Source organism: Streptomyces sp. WAC 04229 (assembly GCF_003947455.1).
In the GTDB taxonomy this organism is placed as follows: domain Bacteria; phylum Actinomycetota; class Actinomycetes; order Streptomycetales; family Streptomycetaceae; genus Streptomyces.
Genome location: NZ_QHJH01000038.1, coordinates 1 through 14,640, shown reverse-complemented (window position 1 = coordinate 14,640; position 14,640 = coordinate 1). Strand labels below are relative to the sequence as shown.

The 14,640-nt window shown below is 69.3% G+C and carries 12 protein-coding genes and 1 riboswitch; of the genes, 5 read left to right on the top strand and 7 right to left on the bottom strand.

Annotation, left to right across the window (positions count from 1 at the left end):
* Nucleotides 1-19 precede the first annotated feature (19 nt).
* Together cydB and DMH12_RS13680 are read right to left on the bottom strand one after the other, a co-directional pair.
* A complete protein-coding gene (gene cydB, locus DMH12_RS13685; protein ID WP_125491845.1) occupies nt 20-1,024 on the bottom strand; it encodes a cytochrome d ubiquinol oxidase subunit II in 1,005 nt (334 codons plus the stop codon).
* A 20-nt stretch (nt 1,025-1,044) separates the two neighbouring features.
* Nucleotides 1,045-2,550, bottom strand: coding sequence for a cytochrome ubiquinol oxidase subunit I (locus DMH12_RS13680; RefSeq protein WP_125491844.1), 1,506 nt, complete (start codon nt 2,548-2,550; stop codon nt 1,045-1,047).
* Nucleotides 2,551-2,760: 210 nt separating this feature from the next.
* Here DMH12_RS13680 and DMH12_RS13675 point away from each other — a divergent pair, with 210 nt between their 5' ends.
* Entirely contained in the window at nt 2,761-3,162 is a 402-nt protein-coding gene (locus DMH12_RS13675; protein ID WP_125491843.1) for a cyclophilin-like fold protein, read from the top strand.
* Between the two features lie 68 nt (nt 3,163-3,230).
* Here the strand turns inward: DMH12_RS13675 and hisC are convergent, their stop codons facing one another.
* Nucleotides 3,231-4,310: a histidinol-phosphate transaminase gene (gene hisC / locus DMH12_RS13670; protein ID WP_125491842.1), complete on the bottom strand. Its 1,080-nt coding sequence runs from the start codon at nt 4,308-4,310 to the stop codon at nt 3,231-3,233.
* Nucleotides 4,311-4,711: 401 nt separating this feature from the next.
* Here hisC and DMH12_RS13665 point away from each other — a divergent pair, with 401 nt between their 5' ends.
* The 3 genes from DMH12_RS13665 to DMH12_RS13655 all read left to right on the top strand — a co-directional run bounded on the left by DMH12_RS13665 (nt 4,712) and on the right by DMH12_RS13655 (nt 8,296).
* Nucleotides 4,712-5,824 (top strand): LacI family DNA-binding transcriptional regulator, encoded by a 1,113-nt coding sequence (locus tag DMH12_RS13665; RefSeq protein ID WP_125491841.1) that lies wholly within the window; start codon nt 4,712-4,714, stop codon nt 5,822-5,824.
* Nucleotides 5,825-6,137: 313 nt separating this feature from the next.
* Nucleotides 6,138-7,244, top strand: coding sequence for a metallophosphoesterase (locus DMH12_RS13660; RefSeq protein WP_125491840.1), 1,107 nt, complete (start codon nt 6,138-6,140; stop codon nt 7,242-7,244).
* A 182-nt stretch (nt 7,245-7,426) separates the two neighbouring features.
* Nucleotides 7,427-8,296 carry a hypothetical protein gene (locus DMH12_RS13655; protein WP_125491839.1) on the top strand — a complete coding sequence of 290 codons (870 nt, stop codon included), beginning with the start codon at nt 7,427-7,429 and terminating at the stop codon, nt 8,294-8,296.
* A 24-nt stretch (nt 8,297-8,320) separates the two neighbouring features.
* Here DMH12_RS13655 and DMH12_RS13650 read toward each other — a convergent pair whose 3' ends face one another.
* Nucleotides 8,321-9,691 carry a VWA domain-containing protein gene (locus DMH12_RS13650; protein ID WP_125491838.1) on the bottom strand — a complete coding sequence of 457 codons (1,371 nt, stop codon included), beginning with the start codon at nt 9,689-9,691 and terminating at the stop codon, nt 8,321-8,323.
* Between the two features lie 89 nt (nt 9,692-9,780).
* The gene (gene thiC, locus DMH12_RS13645) at nt 9,781-11,574 is read right to left on the bottom strand and encodes a phosphomethylpyrimidine synthase ThiC (protein ID WP_125491837.1); all 1,794 of its coding nucleotides are present in this window, start codon (nt 11,572-11,574) and stop codon (nt 9,781-9,783) included.
* A riboswitch (TPP riboswitch) is annotated at nt 11,567-11,756 on the bottom strand. (Overlaps the previous gene by 8 nt.)
* Nucleotides 11,757-11,827: 71 nt before the next feature.
* Here thiC and DMH12_RS13640 point away from each other — a divergent pair.
* Nucleotides 11,828-13,282 (top strand): YibE/F family protein, encoded by a 1,455-nt coding sequence (locus DMH12_RS13640; RefSeq protein WP_125491836.1) that lies wholly within the window; start codon nt 11,828-11,830, stop codon nt 13,280-13,282.
* Between the two features lie 48 nt (nt 13,283-13,330).
* Here DMH12_RS13640 and DMH12_RS13635 read toward each other — a convergent pair whose 3' ends face one another.
* On the bottom strand, nt 13,331-13,768 hold the full coding sequence (locus DMH12_RS13635) for an SsgA family sporulation/cell division regulator (protein WP_125491835.1): 438 nt from the start codon (nt 13,766-13,768) through the stop codon (nt 13,331-13,333).
* A gap of 98 nt (nt 13,769-13,866) precedes the next feature.
* Nucleotides 13,867-14,601 (bottom strand): IclR family transcriptional regulator, encoded by a 735-nt coding sequence (locus DMH12_RS13630; protein ID WP_260474209.1) that lies wholly within the window; start codon nt 14,599-14,601, stop codon nt 13,867-13,869.
* Nucleotides 14,602-14,640: the final 39 nt, after the last annotated feature.

The window sequence follows — 14,640 nt, the reverse complement described above, 5'->3', positions numbered from 1 at the left end:
AAACAGTCCTCCCCGGCACTCAGTGCTTGGCGTCGGCGAGGTGCTGGGTGCCGATGCGCTTGCGGAACACCCAGTACGTCCAGCCCTGGTAGAGCAGGACGACCGGTGTGGCGATCACGGCCAGCCAGGTCATGATCTTCAGCGTGTAGGCGCTCGAGGACGCGTTGGTGACGGTGAGGCTCCAGTCCGGGTTGAGCGTGGACGGCATGACGTTCGGGAAGAGCGTCAGGAAGAGCATCGCCACGGCGGCGACGATGGTGCCGCCGGAGAGTGCGAACGACCAGCCCTCACGCCCGGCCTGGTTCGCCACCAGGGCCGCGGCCAGGGCGGCGACGGCCACCACGAGGGCGACCAGGCTCTTGCCGTTCCCGCTGTGGGCCTGCGTCCAGACCAGGAAGACCAGGGCCAGCACGGCCGTGACCAGCCCGACCCGCAGCGCCAGGGCCCGCGCGCGCTCTCGGATCTCACCGACGGTCTTGAGGGCGGTGAACACCGTTCCGTGGAAGGTGAACAGCGTCAGCGTGACCAGTCCGCCCAGCAGCGCGTACGGGTTGAGCAGTTCCCAGACGGTGCCGACGTACTCCAGGTCCCGGTCGATCTTCACCCCGTGGACGATGTTGCCGAAGGCCACGCCCCACAGGAACGCCGGGATCAGCGAGGTCCAGAAGATCGCGGTCTCCCAGTTGCGCTGCCAGTTCTCCTCGGGCCGCTTCACGCGGTACTCGAAGGCGACACCCCGGACGATCAGGCAGACCAGGATGACCAGCAGCGGAAGGTAGAAGCCGGAGAAGAGCGTGGCGTACCACTCGGGAAAGGCGGCGAAGGTGGCGCCGCCGGCGGTGAGCAGCCACACCTCGTTGCCGTCCCACACGGGGCCGATGGTATTGATCAGCACCCGCTTCTCGGGCCGGTTCCGGGCGAGCAGTTTGGTGAGCACGCCGACCCCGAAGTCGAAGCCCTCCAGGAAGAAGTAGCCGGTCCACAGGACGGCGATCAGTACGAACCAGACGTCGTGCAGTTCCATGACTGTGCAGCTCCCTCGGCCTAGTACGAGAAGGCCATCGGCTTGTCGGCGTCACGGAGGTCGTCGCCGATCTTCTTGGGCGGGTTGAGGTCGGCCTCGGTCAGCTCGGGCGGACCCGCCTTGACGTACTTCGCCAGCAGCTTGACCTCGATGACGGCCAGGACGGCGTAGAGCAGGGTGAAGACGGACATCGAGATGATGACCTCGGTGGTGGAGACACCGGGGGAGACCGCGTCCCGGGTCTGCATCACGCCGTAGACCACCCAGGGCTGGCGGCCCATCTCGGTGAAGATCCAGCCCCAGGAGTTGGCGATCAGCGGGAAGGCCATCGTCCAGAGCGCCAGCAGCCAGTACACGCGGGTGAGCCTCGCCCCGAGCGGCTTCTTCAGCAGCACCAGTCGTGGCACTTCGTCCTCCCCAGTGCGCAGCGGGGCCGGCAGCAGGAACCTCTTCCGGGTCAGCCACAGGCCCAGCAGGCCGAGGGAGAAGGAGGCCATGCCGAAGCCGATCATCCACCGGAAGCCCCAGTAGGCGACGGGGACGATGGGCTTGTAGTCACCGGGACCGTACTTCTCCTGGAGGGCCTTGTTGGTGTCGTTGATCCCGGGCACGTAGGACTCGAAGTCGCTGTGCGCCAGGAAGGACAGCAGACCGGGGATCTCCAGGGCGACCTTGTTGTGCCCCTTGTCGACGTCCCCATAGGCGAACACCGAGAAGGGCGCCGGCTTCTCGCCGTCCCACAGGGCCTCGGCGGCGGCCATCTTCATCGGCTGCTGCTCGTACATGACCTTGCCGAGGGTGTCGCCGCTCACCGCGGTGAGCACGCCGCCGACCGCCAGGGTGACCAGGCCGAGCCGCAGCGAGGTCCGCATCACCGGGATGTGCTTCTTGCGCATCAGGTGGAAGGCGGCGATGCCGACCATGAAGGCACCGCCCGTCAGGAAGGCCGCCGAGAAGCTGTGGAAGACCTGGTTGAGGGTGGTGTTCTGGGTGAGGACCTGCCAGAAGTCGGTGAGCTCGGCGCGGCCCTTCTCCTCGTTGATCCGGTAGCCGACGGGGTGCTGCATCCAGGAGTTGGCCGCGAGGATGAAGTACGCCGACAGCAGGGTGCCGATCGAGACCATCCAGATGCAGGCCAGGTGGATCTTCTTGGGCAGCTTGTCCCAGCCGAAGATCCACAGACCGATGAAGGTGGACTCGAAGAAGAAGGCGATCAGCGCCTCGAAGGCGAGCGGGGCACCGAAGACGTCGCCGACGAAGCGCGAGTAGTCGGACCAGTTCATGCCGAACTGGAACTCCTGCACGATGCCGGTGACGACACCCATGGCGATGTTGATCAGGAAGAGCTTGCCCCAGAACTTGGTCGCCCTGAGGTACTTCTCCTTCTCCGTGCGGACCCATGCGGTCTGCAGCCCGGCCGTCAGAGCGGCCAGGGAGATCGTCAGCGGGACGAACAGGAAGTGGTAGACGGTCGTGATGCCGAACTGCCACCGCGCCAGGGTCTCCGGCGCCAGAGCCATGTCCACGTCGTCACTCTCCTTACCTCGCCACATCGCCGTGGTCAGCGGCGTTTTGAACGTGTTTGTCACACCCAACGCGGGCGCAACCGGGACACGCTTGTGAACGCGTTCACATTCACAAGCAATTATGACCTACCGCTTTTCGACATCGGAAGGGGGGTCCCCTGTGACGTCAACCCCTTGGCAGGGACTTCAACATATTGTTGAATCCGCCGCATGCAGATTCGGATCTCATGGCCTGCGGGACACCTCACCGCGACACTCGACGACACCCCGACAACGGAGGCGCTGCTCAAGGCCCTGCCACTCACCGCCTCCGCTCACACCTGGGGCGAGGAGGTGTACTTCGACACAGGTGTGTCGGTTTCACGTGAAACGGACGCCCGGGAGGTCGTCGAGCCGGGCACGGTCGCCTTCTGGACCGACGGGGACGCCCTGGCCCTCCCCTACGGGCCCACACCGATCTCGCGAGGCTGGGGGTCCCCCCGAACGGAGTTTGAGGGAGAGTGCCGCCTCGCGAGTCCGTGCAACGTCATGGGCCGACTGGACGGAGACCCGCGCCTGCTGGCGACGGTGCGTGACGGCGACCCGGTACGCGTCGAGCGCGTCGACACCTGACGGTCGCGTCCCGCTCCGCCGCCAGACAGGCGCCCCGGCCCGCCGCCTGACCTGCGGCTCCCTCTGAACTACAGCTCCTTGCGGAACGCTTCCGACACCTTCAGGAAGATGTCGTTCGCCTCGCTCTCTCCGACCGTGACCCGCACACCCTCGCCCGGGAACGGTCGGACGACCGCGCCGGCCTGCTCGCACGCGTTCGCGAAGGCCACTGTGTTCTCCCCCAGTCGCAGCCACACGAAGTTGGCCTGGGTCTCCGGCACCGTCCAGCCCTGTGCGCGCAGCGCGTCGACCACGCGTGTGCGCTCGCACACCAGCGACCCGACCCGGCCGATCAGCTCGTCCTCGGCGCGCAGCGAGGCGATCGCCGCCTCCTGCGCGATCTGGCTCACCCCGAAGGGCACCGCGGTCTTGCGCAGCGCCGCCGCCACCGGCTCGTGCGCGATCGCGAACCCGACCCGCAGCCCCGCGAGGCCGTACGCCTTGGAGAAGGTGCGCAGGACGCAGACGTTGGGCCGCTTCCGGTAGATCTCGACGCCGTCCGGCACCTCGGGGTCGCGGATGAACTCGCGGTAGGCCTCGTCCAGGACCACCAGCACATCGCCCGGCACCCGGTCGAGGAAGCGCTCCAGCTCGGCCCGCCGCACCACCGTGCCGGTCGGGTTGTTGGGGTTGCAGACGAAGATCAGCCGGGTCCGGTCCGTGATCGCGTCCGCCATCGCGTCCAGGTCGTGCACGTCGCCCGGGGTCAGCGGGACCTTCACGGAGGTCGCACCGCTGATCTGGGTGATGATCGGGTACGCCTCGAAGGAGCGCCAGGCGTAGATCACTTCATCGCCCGGGCCCGAGGTCGCCTGGATCAGCTGCTGCGCCACGCCGACCGACCCGGTGCCGGTGGCCAGGTGGGCGAGGGGCACGCCGAAGCGGTCCGACAGCTCGCTCATCAGGGACGTACAGGCCATGTCCGGGTACCGGTTGAAGGACGCGGCGGCGGCCGTCACCGACTCCATGACGCCCGGCAGGGGCGGATAGGGGTTCTCGTTGGAGGACAGCTTGTAGGCCACCGGGCCGTCGGCCGCGGCGGGCTTGCCCGGCTTGTAGGTGGGAATTCCCTCCAGCTCGGCGCGCAGCTTGGGGCTCGTCTCGCTCACCGCAGTCCTCCTCGTGACCACCACCGGCATCGAATACTTCTCACCTTATGAGGATTCGCCGCCGCTGCGTATAGGGGAGGCCGGACCTCCTCCGTCACACTGGCAACAGGGGCATCAGGGTACGAAGGCGCACGATTCGGGGGGCGCGCCGCACATATATCTACGCGCCGGTGGCTCGCGCCGTGGCGCGCATCCCCCGTGCAGGTGAGTTGAGACCTCTTCGCAACATCCGCCCCATGGCAGGCCCTCACTGGTCGACACGCCACGTAACGGCATAACTGAGGCCAACTAGCTTGCATTCCAAGGCTGTTCTGCGTTAATGATCATGCAGAAACGTGACTGTCAACGCGTGCATATGCGTCCGCCCTACCCCACCCCATGAGCCCTACTATCGGCTCGCCATGACAGCAGCAGGGAAGCACCAGGTGAGCCGCGCGGAAACCTCACGTCGAGGCAGCCGGCCGGGCCGGGCGGGCATCAGGGACGTGGCCGCCGCCGCCGGAGTATCCATCACTACCGTCTCCGACGCACTCAACGGCAAGGGCAGACTCCCGGACGCCACCCGGCGCCATGTGCGCGAGGTCGCCGACCGTCTGGGCTACCGGCCCTCGGCCGCCGCCCGCACGCTCCGCACCGGCAAGTCCGGACTCATCGGCCTGACCGTGACGACGTACGGGGATGAACCTTTCACCTTCACCGAGTTCGCGTACTTCGCGGAGATGGCGCGCGCCGCCACCTCCGCCGCACTCGCCCGCGGCTACGCCCTCGTGATCCTCCCGGCGACCTCCCGCCACGACGTGTGGTCCAACGTCGCACTCGACGGGACGGTCGTCATCGACCCCTCGGACCACGACCCGGTCGTCACCGAGCTGGTCCGCCAGGGCTTACCGGTCGTCTCCGACGGCCGCCCGGCCGGCACGCTCCCCGTCACGGCGTGGGTGGACAACGACCACGAGGCGGCCGTTCTCGGCATCCTCGACCACCTCGCCGACGCCGGCGCCCGCAGGATCGGCCTGCTCACCGGCACCACGACGGACACGTACACCCATCTGTCGACCACCGCCTACCTGCGCTGGTGCGAGCGCGTCGGGCAGGACCCGGTCTACGAGGCCTACCCCGCCCACGACCCGTGCGCCGGCGCGGTCGCCGCCGACCGGCTGCTGGCCCGTCCCGACCGGCCCGACGCCGTCTACGGCCTGTTCGACCCGAACGGGACCGACCTCCTCGCCGCCGCCCGCCGCTACGGACTGCGTGTCCCCGAGGACCTGCTGCTGGTCTGCTGCAGCGAGTCCACCGTGTACGCCAGCACCGAGCCGCCCATCACCACCCTCTCGCTCAAACCCCGCCGCATCGGTACGGCCGTGATCCAGGTGCTGATCGACGCGATCGAGGGGATGCACTCGGACCAGCCGGTCGAGCAGGTCATACCGACCGAACTGATCGTGCGCACGTCCTCGCAGCGCCGTCCGCCCCGGACGACGGTCAGCCCGCCGCGATCGCCGGAGAGCGACTAGCCAGGAGCGCGCCGGGCCACGAGCCCGGCGCGTACCGCGGCGCGCCCCGGCCCGAAACGGGGCGCAAAAGGGCGGCGCACGGGGCGCGCGAAAGGCGGCGAACGCCACACGGGGCACGCTCGCAACACGGCCGGACGGCATTCACGGACGGGCGAAGACCGGCCCAATCGGGGCGAAAGCCGCGGTGAACCGGAGTCCTGTTCTGATTCACCACCCCTGGGTCATCACACAGCGCGATCCGCATTCCTATGATGGGCCCACACACCGCGGGCCGCTGCGACCAGGCAGTCCGAAGCGGTGCAGATGCGGCGCGATGGTGGAGGGGTCAATGACTCAGGGGGCCGGTCAGGGACCCGAGGTGGAGCGGACCGCGACGGTGCGCGACTTCCGGGTGCCCGCTTACGTCCACGAGACCGCTCCCTATGCCGGCCCCGGCACTCAGGCGGGCGAGCCCGCGCCGCCCTCCGAGGAGGGGCCCGAGGAGCCCTACCCGGAGGGGTACACGCCCACGCAGCGGGATCTGCCCGTCATCCGTCGGGGTGACACGGTTCAGGTGCCCGTCGACCCCGAGTCGATCCAGGTGGGGCAGCCCGTCACCGGCCAGGGTCCCCTGTTCGTCGTGGGCGACGTGCACGGTTACCTCGACGAGCTGCTCGCCGCGTTGCGCGAGAAGGACCTCGTCGACGCCGACGGCCAGTGGTGCGCGGGCACCTCACGCCTGTGGTTCCTCGGCGACTTCACCGACCGCGGCCCGGACGGCATCGGCGTCATCGACCTGGTGATGCGGCTGTCCGCCGAGGCCGCCGCGGCCGGCGGCTACTGCAAGGCGCTGATGGGCAACCACGAGCTGCTGCTGCTCGGCGCCAAGCGGTTCGGCGACACGCCGGTCAACTCCGGCGCCGGCACCGCCACCTTCCAGGCGGCCTGGCTGCTGAACGGCGGCCAGAAGACCGACATGGACCGCCTCCAGGACCACCACCTGCAGTGGATGGCCCGCCTCGACGCCCTCGAAGAGGTCGACGACCACCTCCTGGTCCACTCCGACACCACCACCTACCTCGACTACGGCCGCTCCATCGAAGAGGTCAACGACACCGTCCGCGAGACCCTCACCCGTAACGACGCGGAAGAGGTCTGGGACCTGTTCCGCAAGTTCACCAAGCGCTTCTCCTTCCGCGACGAGGGCGGCGCCGAGGCGGTGCGCTCACTGCTGGATACGTACGGCGGCACCCGGATCGTTCACGGACACAGCCCCATCCCCTACCTGCTGGGCGAGGTCGGCTCCGAGGACGGCGAGGACGACACCCGTACGGCGGTCGAGGGACCCCACGTCTACGCGGACGGGCTGGCCATCGCGATGGACGGCGGCGTGACCATGGCCGGAAAGCTGCTGGTCCAGCAACTTCCGCTGGACGTCTGACCGTTCGGCTGACGCGCCTTTCGACGGCGGGACCCGTACGGGACGGCACCCAATTTCTGGAAACCCCCTGTCACCCTCCACCGTCACCGCTCTACCATCGGCTTATCCGTAGCAGGCTCCCCTCCGTTTCTGCCCGACGGCTCGTTGGCATGCGAGCCCCAAGCCCTACGGAGCATCGGGGGATGCACATGAACAGCGTTCCGCAGCACCTGTCCAACGAGGACCGCCAAGAGTACGAGCGGATCCTCGACGAGGCGCTGCGCTCCGCACCACACCGCCCGGAACTGGCCGCTGTCGGACAGCGGCTCAACTCCGAACAACTGCGCACCATGGCACTCAACGCGACCGCCCTCATCACGGCGGCGGCCACCACCGAGTACCAGCACTACGTGAAGGCCCGCGAGGAACTGCGCCACCCCGCGCCGTCCGCCACGTCGCCCGCCACGCGCGAGTCCGGCTCCGAGGAGCAGGGCGGCAACGCGGTGGGACTCGCCGCCACCATGGGGGAGGTGGCCGAGGCGACCGGTGCGGGGGCCGTCGCCGTCGTCGCCGTCCTGGCACCCGTCCTGGCCGGCACCGCTGCGGCGATCTTCCTGCTCGTCGGCTACATCCTGAAGATGCTGGATCCGGGGCAGGCCTTCGCGCAGACCATGCTCACCACGGGATGGATGTTCGGCGCCGTGACCGCGGTGGCGATCCTCGTCGCCGCGGTGGGGCTGCTGATCACCGCGCTGCGCAACCGGCCGTCCGCCGAGTCCGGCTCCTACGGCGTACTCGACGACGAAGTGGCCCGGGCCAGGGACGCCTGGCACGACGCCCTGCTGGAACGCGGCATCCTGCCCTTCCTGCAGGATGCGCTGGGCAATCCGGGCCCTGCGGCACTGCACCGCACGGGACCGAAGGCCCCGAGCAGCCGCATGCCGCACCTCGGATACGGCCGGCCCGGGTTCACCAGCCCCGACGGCGGACCCGAGACCGGTCACCGTCCGAGCTACTCCAGCCCGGACTACAGCAGCCCGGACTTCGGGGGCCCGGAACACCGGCCCGAGTAGCCACCGGTCCGGGCGGGCGGCGCGTCAGAGGATGCCCGCCCGGCCGGCGGCTGTGATCCAGGACGGAAACTCGGACAGCAGGCGGTCGTAGAGCTCCGGGTCCGGCACGGTGGCGATGTCGTCCACGGCGAAGAAGCCGACGTTGTCGACGCGGCGGCCCGTCAGGGTGTCGAAACGCTCCAGCACGCCGTACTTGGCCCGGCCGAGCCCCACGAACTGCCAGAAGACCGGCTCCTCCACCGCCTCCCGCAGTTCCCGCTCGATCTCGGCGTCGCGGTACACACCGCCGTCGGAGAAGAACAGGACCAGGGTCGGAACCGGTGCCGGATTCTCCCGGACGAAGGCACGGACCTGGGCGATCACCTTCTGCTCCTCGTTCTGGATCCCGACCGCCCGCATGTCGGCCTGCCGGGGGTCCAGGCCCTTCTTCCGGCCGCGGCGGAAGAGGCTGATCTCCCCCACGCGAACGTGCAGCCGCAGCCACTCGGGCAGCTCGCCCAGGCGCAGGTCGGGCAGGCGTGCCGGGTTCGAGGCGAAGGTCCATGCCTGCATCTCGCCGTCGTCGTCCAACTGCGCGGCGACGGCGGCCATCCGCTCCACGACGTCCGCCACGACGCCCTTGGAGTAGAGGAAGGACATGGAACCGGAGGCGTCCAGTACGAGGATGACGCGCGCGGTGACGCCGTCCGCGCCGTGCTTGCGCAGGCTGACGGCGACCTGCTCCTTGCGCAGGGAGAGCCGCTTGCGCATGTCCACGGGCAGCTGTTCCTCGCCCTTGGTGAGGCGGGTCGGTCCGGCGGATGCGGTCGGCGGTGGGGACAGGGGCTGAGGGGGTGGCGTCGGCGTCGGGGGAGCGTCGTCGTCCACGGTGATGCCGAAGTCGGTGGCGAGACCCGCGAGTCCGGCGGCGTACCCCTGCCCGACCGCGCGGAACTTCCACTTCCCCTGCCGCCGGTACAGTTCACCGCCGACCAGGGCGGTCTCCGTCCCGGCGGTCATGTCGAACCGGGCCAGCTCCGCGCCGGAGGCGGCGTCCAGCAACCGCAGCGACAGCCCCGGCACGTTGCCGAACGTCCCGCCGTCCGCCGAGGCGCACAGCGCGATGCGGTCGACGGCCGGCTCCACCGAAACCAGGTCCACCTCCACCGCGTCGACGGTGGTCCCGGGCTGCGCGCCGGTCCGCTTACTCAGGTGCCCCACCGCGCCGGAGGCGTGCCGGGGCTGGTTGTAGAAGACCAGGTCACCGTCGTCCCGCACCCGCCCGGCCGAGGTGAGCAGCAGCGCGGAGACGTCGATGTCGGGCACGCCGGGCCCGGCGGTCCACACGAGTTCGACCCGCACTGCGGGGGAGTCGACGGCGAGGTTGGCACCCTTGCTCAGGGAGGTGGATGTCATGCCCCCAGTCTGCCGAGACGGACCCCTCGGCGGGGAGAGGACGGACCGACCGTCCGCCCTCCCCACCGTACGGTGACGCGCTCGGCCGGTCAGTCCGCGAGTGGCAGGTACACGCGGTTGCCGGCGGCCGCGAACTCCTTCGACTTCTGGGCCATGCCCTCCTCGATCTCGGCCGCGCTTCCCCCGTGTTCGCGGCGGATGTCGTGCGAGATCTTCATCGAGCAGAACTTCGGCCCGCACATCGAGCAGAAGTGGGCTGTCTTGGCGGGCTCGGCCGGCAGGGTCTCGTCGTGGAACTCCCGTGCCGTGTCCGGGTCGAGGGCCAGGTTGAACTGGTCCTCCCACCGGAACTCGAAACGGGCGTCGGACAGCGCGTCGTCCCACTCCTGCGCACCCGGGTGGCCCTTGGCGAGGTCGGCGGCATGGGCGGCGATCTTGTAGGTGATGACGCCGGTCTTGACGTCGTCACGGTTGGGCAGGCCCAGGTGCTCCTTGGGCGTGACGTAGCAGAGCATGGCCGTGCCCCACCAGGCGATCATCGCGGCACCGATGCCGGAGGTGATGTGGTCGTACGCCGGCGCGACGTCCGTGGTCAGCGGGCCGAGCGTATAGAACGGAGCTTCATCGCAGATCTCCTGCTGAAGGTCGATGTTCTCCTTGATCTTGTGCATCGGGACGTGTCCCGGGCCCTCGATCATGGTCTGAACGTTCAAACGCTTGGCGGTCCGGTTGAGTTCCCCGAGCGTGCGCAACTCGGCGAACTGCGCCTCGTCGTTGGCGTCCGCGATGGAGCCCGGCCGCAGGCCGTCGCCGAGGGAGTACGTGACGTCGTACGCGGCGAGGATCTCGCAGAGTTCCTCGAAGTTCTCGTACAGGAACGACTCCCGATGGTGCGCCAAGCACCACGCCGCCATGATCGACCCGCCGCGCGAGACGATGCCGGTCTTGCGGTTCGCGGTCAGCGGCACGTACGCCAGGCGCACGCCCGCGTGGACCGTCATATAGTCCACGCCCTGCTCGGCCTGTTCGATCACGGTGTCCTTGTAGACCTCCCAAGTCAGCTCCTCGGCCCGGCCGTCGACCTTCTCCAGGGCCTGGTAGAGCGGCACGGTCCCGATGGGGACGGGGGAGTTGCGCAGCACCCACTCGCGAGTGGTGTGGATGTTGCGGCCGGTGGAGAGGTCCATGACCGTGTCGGCGCCCCACCGGGTCGCCCAGGTCATCTTGTCGACCTCCTCCTCGATGGAGGACGTCACCGCCGAATTGCCGATGTTGGCGTTGACCTTCACCAGGAACCGCTTGCCGATGATCATCGGCTCGATCTCGGGGTGGTTGACGTTGGCCGGCAGTACGGCCCGGCCCGCCGCGATCTCCTCGCGGACGACCTCCGGCGAGACGTTCTCCCGGACGGCCACGTACTCCATCTCCGGCGTGATCTCGCCACGGCGGGCGTACGCGAGCTGCGTGACGGCGGTGCCGTCCCGGCCCCGGCGGGGCTGCCGCGGCCGGCCGGGGAAGACGGCGTCGAGGTTGCGCAGCCCGCCCCGCGGCGAGGTGTGCTTGATGCCGTCGTCCTCGGGACGGACGGGACGGCCCGCATACTCCTCGGTGTCGCCGCGGGCGATGATCCAGTTCTCCCGCAGTGGCGCCAGTCCCCTGCGGACGTCGGTGTCGACGAGCGGATCGGTGTACGGGCCGGAGGTGTCGTACAGCGTGACCGACTGCCCGTTGGTGAGGTGCACCTGACGGACCGGCACCCGCAGGTCGGGGCGCGAGCCCTCGACGTACGCCTTGTGCCAGCCGATGGACTTCCCGGCCTCCGCGGTCCCCTCCGGGGAGGAGTTCTGCGTGGAGGCAGGCGTGCGTGCGTCCTTGATGGTCATGAGACCTACTCCCTACGCCGGCATTACCCGGTAACAGGTTCAGCGGTCGACGCAGCGGATTCCGTCCGCCGACGCTTCGTGGGATACATCACTCGACTTCGGTGATGTTTCCCGTGAAACGTCGCTGGGACGGAGGTCAGCGCCCTCTCAGCCCGGTGCTCCGAGCTCCCGCGTGTACAAAGGTGCCTCCACGCTAACGCCCATTCGGGCGCGGTGAACAGAGGGCCCCCCTTGTTCTTGCGATGATCGGTCGGTGACCACACCGCAGCATCCCCCCTTTCCGCCGCACGATCCCGGCCGCGGACCGCACGCAGAAGAGGGCGCCGCCCGTGGAGCCGGCGACCACGGACACGGCCACGGCGGCGGCGGCCACGGCGGCGGCCACGGCCCCGGAGCGGGAGGAGGCCACGGGCACTCGCACAGTCACGGTCCCGCGGCGCCCGTCTCCCGGCATCTACGGAAGATCATCGCCGCGATCCTGATCCCGTTCACCGCGGCGGTCCTGGTCGGGCTGGCCGTCCTGTGGCCGGGCGGGGCGCCGCCGCACGAGCGCACCGGCGTCGGCTTCGACCGGCAGACGCAGCAGGCCACCGTGACCAAGGTGGTGGAACTGAGCTGCCAGTCCGTCAACGCCTCGGGCTCCACCCCCACCGGCGACACCTCCACCGCCGAGGGCTCCTCCGCGGTGCAGCAGGCGAACGGCGAGTGCAAGCGGGCGACGATCCGCGTGGACAGCGGCAAGGACAAGGGCCGCACATTCGAGGAGGTCGTGCAGCCGGACCAGTCACGGCAGTTGCACGAGGGCCAGGAGGTCGTGGTCGCCTACGAGCCCTCCGCACCGCGCGACCTGCAGTACTCGGTGACCGACATCAACCGCCGGCTCCCCCTCGCCCTGCTCGCCGGCATCTTCGCGCTGGCCGTGGTGGTCGTCGGAAGACTGCGGGGCCTGATGGCGCTGATCTCCCTGGCGATCAGCTTCCTGCTGCTGAACTTCTTCATCCTCCCCGCGATCCTCCAGGGTTCGAACCCGTTGCTCGTGGCGGTGATCGGGTCCAGCGCCATCATGCTGATCGCGCTGTATCTGTGCCATGGCTTCTCCGCGCGCACGTCCGTGGCGGTGCTCGGCACGCTGATCTCCCTGTTGCTGATCGGTGTTCTCGGGTCGCTGTTCATCGACTGGGCGGCGCTGACCGGCAACACGGACGACAACACCGGCCTCATCCACGGCCTGTATCCGTCGATCGACATGAGCGGTCTGCTGCTCGCCGGCGTGATCATCGGTTCGCTCGGTGTCCTCGACGACGTGACGGTCACCCAGACGTCGGCGGTCTGGGAGTTGCACGAGGCCAACCCGACGATGGGCTGGCGCGGGCTGTACCGCGCGGGCATCCGCATCGGCCGCGACCACATCGCCTCGGTCGTCAACACGCTCGTGCTCGCCTACGCAGGCGCCGCGCTGCCCCTGCTCCTGCTGTTCTCGATCGCGCAGAGCGGGGTGGGAACGGTCGCCAACAGTGAGTTGGTCGCGGAGGAGATCGTGCGCACCCTGGTCGGCTCGATCGGCCTGGTGGCGTCCGTACCGGTCACCACGGCCCTCGCCGCGCTCGTCGTCTCGGCCGACCGGACGGCCACGCAGTCCGCCGGAGCGACGCCGGGCGGGGACGCGGCCCCCGTACGCGGTGGCCGCGGCCGGCGCCGCAAGCGCTGACGCACCCCGGGCGAAGAGTTACGCCCGCACCGCGCCTGCCGTAACGGTTCAGCCCGCGCTCTGTTCCTCCGCCAGGATGCGGTCCAGCGCCTCGTCGAGGTGGGTGTCGAAGTCCGCGAGCGCGCCCTCCTGACCCAGGGGCACCAGCTTGTCGGTGCGATCGAGGAACGCCACCAGGGGCGCCGCGGAGGAACGGAACAGTGCCTGGTCGCAGCCGACCTGGAGGCGGATCAGCACCTCGGCCAGCGGCTCCGGCTCGACCGGTGCGATGCGCACGTCCCCGTCACCGCAAGGCCGGCCCACCCCGTCGACCAGCAGCTCCCGGCCGAAGGCCCAGGTCACCGGGGCGTCCCCGGGGAGATGGAAGGTCAACCGCACGGCATAGGGATCACAGGTCGCGTAGCGCAGCTCCACCGGAATGCGGAACGAGAGCTCCTCGGACACGAGAAAGCTCATCATGACCTCTGCCTGTACGGACTCGCCCATCGCACACCCGTCATTCGCCGTCGACTGTCCGGGAATCAAACCTCTAACACTGGTGGCATCTTGCTCAACGTACACACCAGATCACAAGGAGTGAGTTTTCAGATACTGATAGAGATCGCGAGTGACCCCAGGAGCCGCCCCACCTCGTCCTGCAGCCGCTCCGCGGCCGACAGCAGCCGGTCGGCCTGGTGAAGGGGCAGGGAGACGGCCATCGTGGCCACCGTGGTGCCGACGGTGATGGGGATCGCGGCGCACACCGTCCCCAGGGCGTACGCCTGGCGTTCGGTCACCGGAGACGTCCGCCGCATGCGTTCCAGGCGTCTCAGCAGGGCATTGCCATCACGGACCGTGTACGGCGTGAGCGACTGCACCGAGTAGCGGTTCAGGTGGTCCCGGCGGGCGTCCTCGTCCAGTTGCGACAGCAGACACTGCCCGACGGCGTGCGCGTGCCCGGTCTCGCGGAAGTCCGCCCACTCCTCGACGGCCGGGTTGCCCGGGGTGTCGGAGACGCACATGACCTCGATCTCGCCGTCGCGGTACATGGCGTAGTACACGGGGGCGCCGATCGCGTCGCGCACCTGCGCGAGCGCGTCCACCACCGTGCTGCGACGTTTCTGCGCGGCCCCGCTGCTGCCCAGCCGCTCGGCGGCGTCGCCGAGGAAGAACAGCCCCTTCTCCCGGCGCAGGTAGCCCTCGTGCACCAGGGTGCGCAGCAGGTGGTACGCCGTGGGGAGCGCCAGCCGGGTCTCCCGGGCCAGCTGCTTGGCGGGGGCTCCGTACTCGTGTTCCGCGACGCACTCCAGGAGACGCATCGCCCGCTGTACGGAGCCGATGAGGGTCGCCGAGGGCGGGTCGGCGGACGGGGTCGGGGG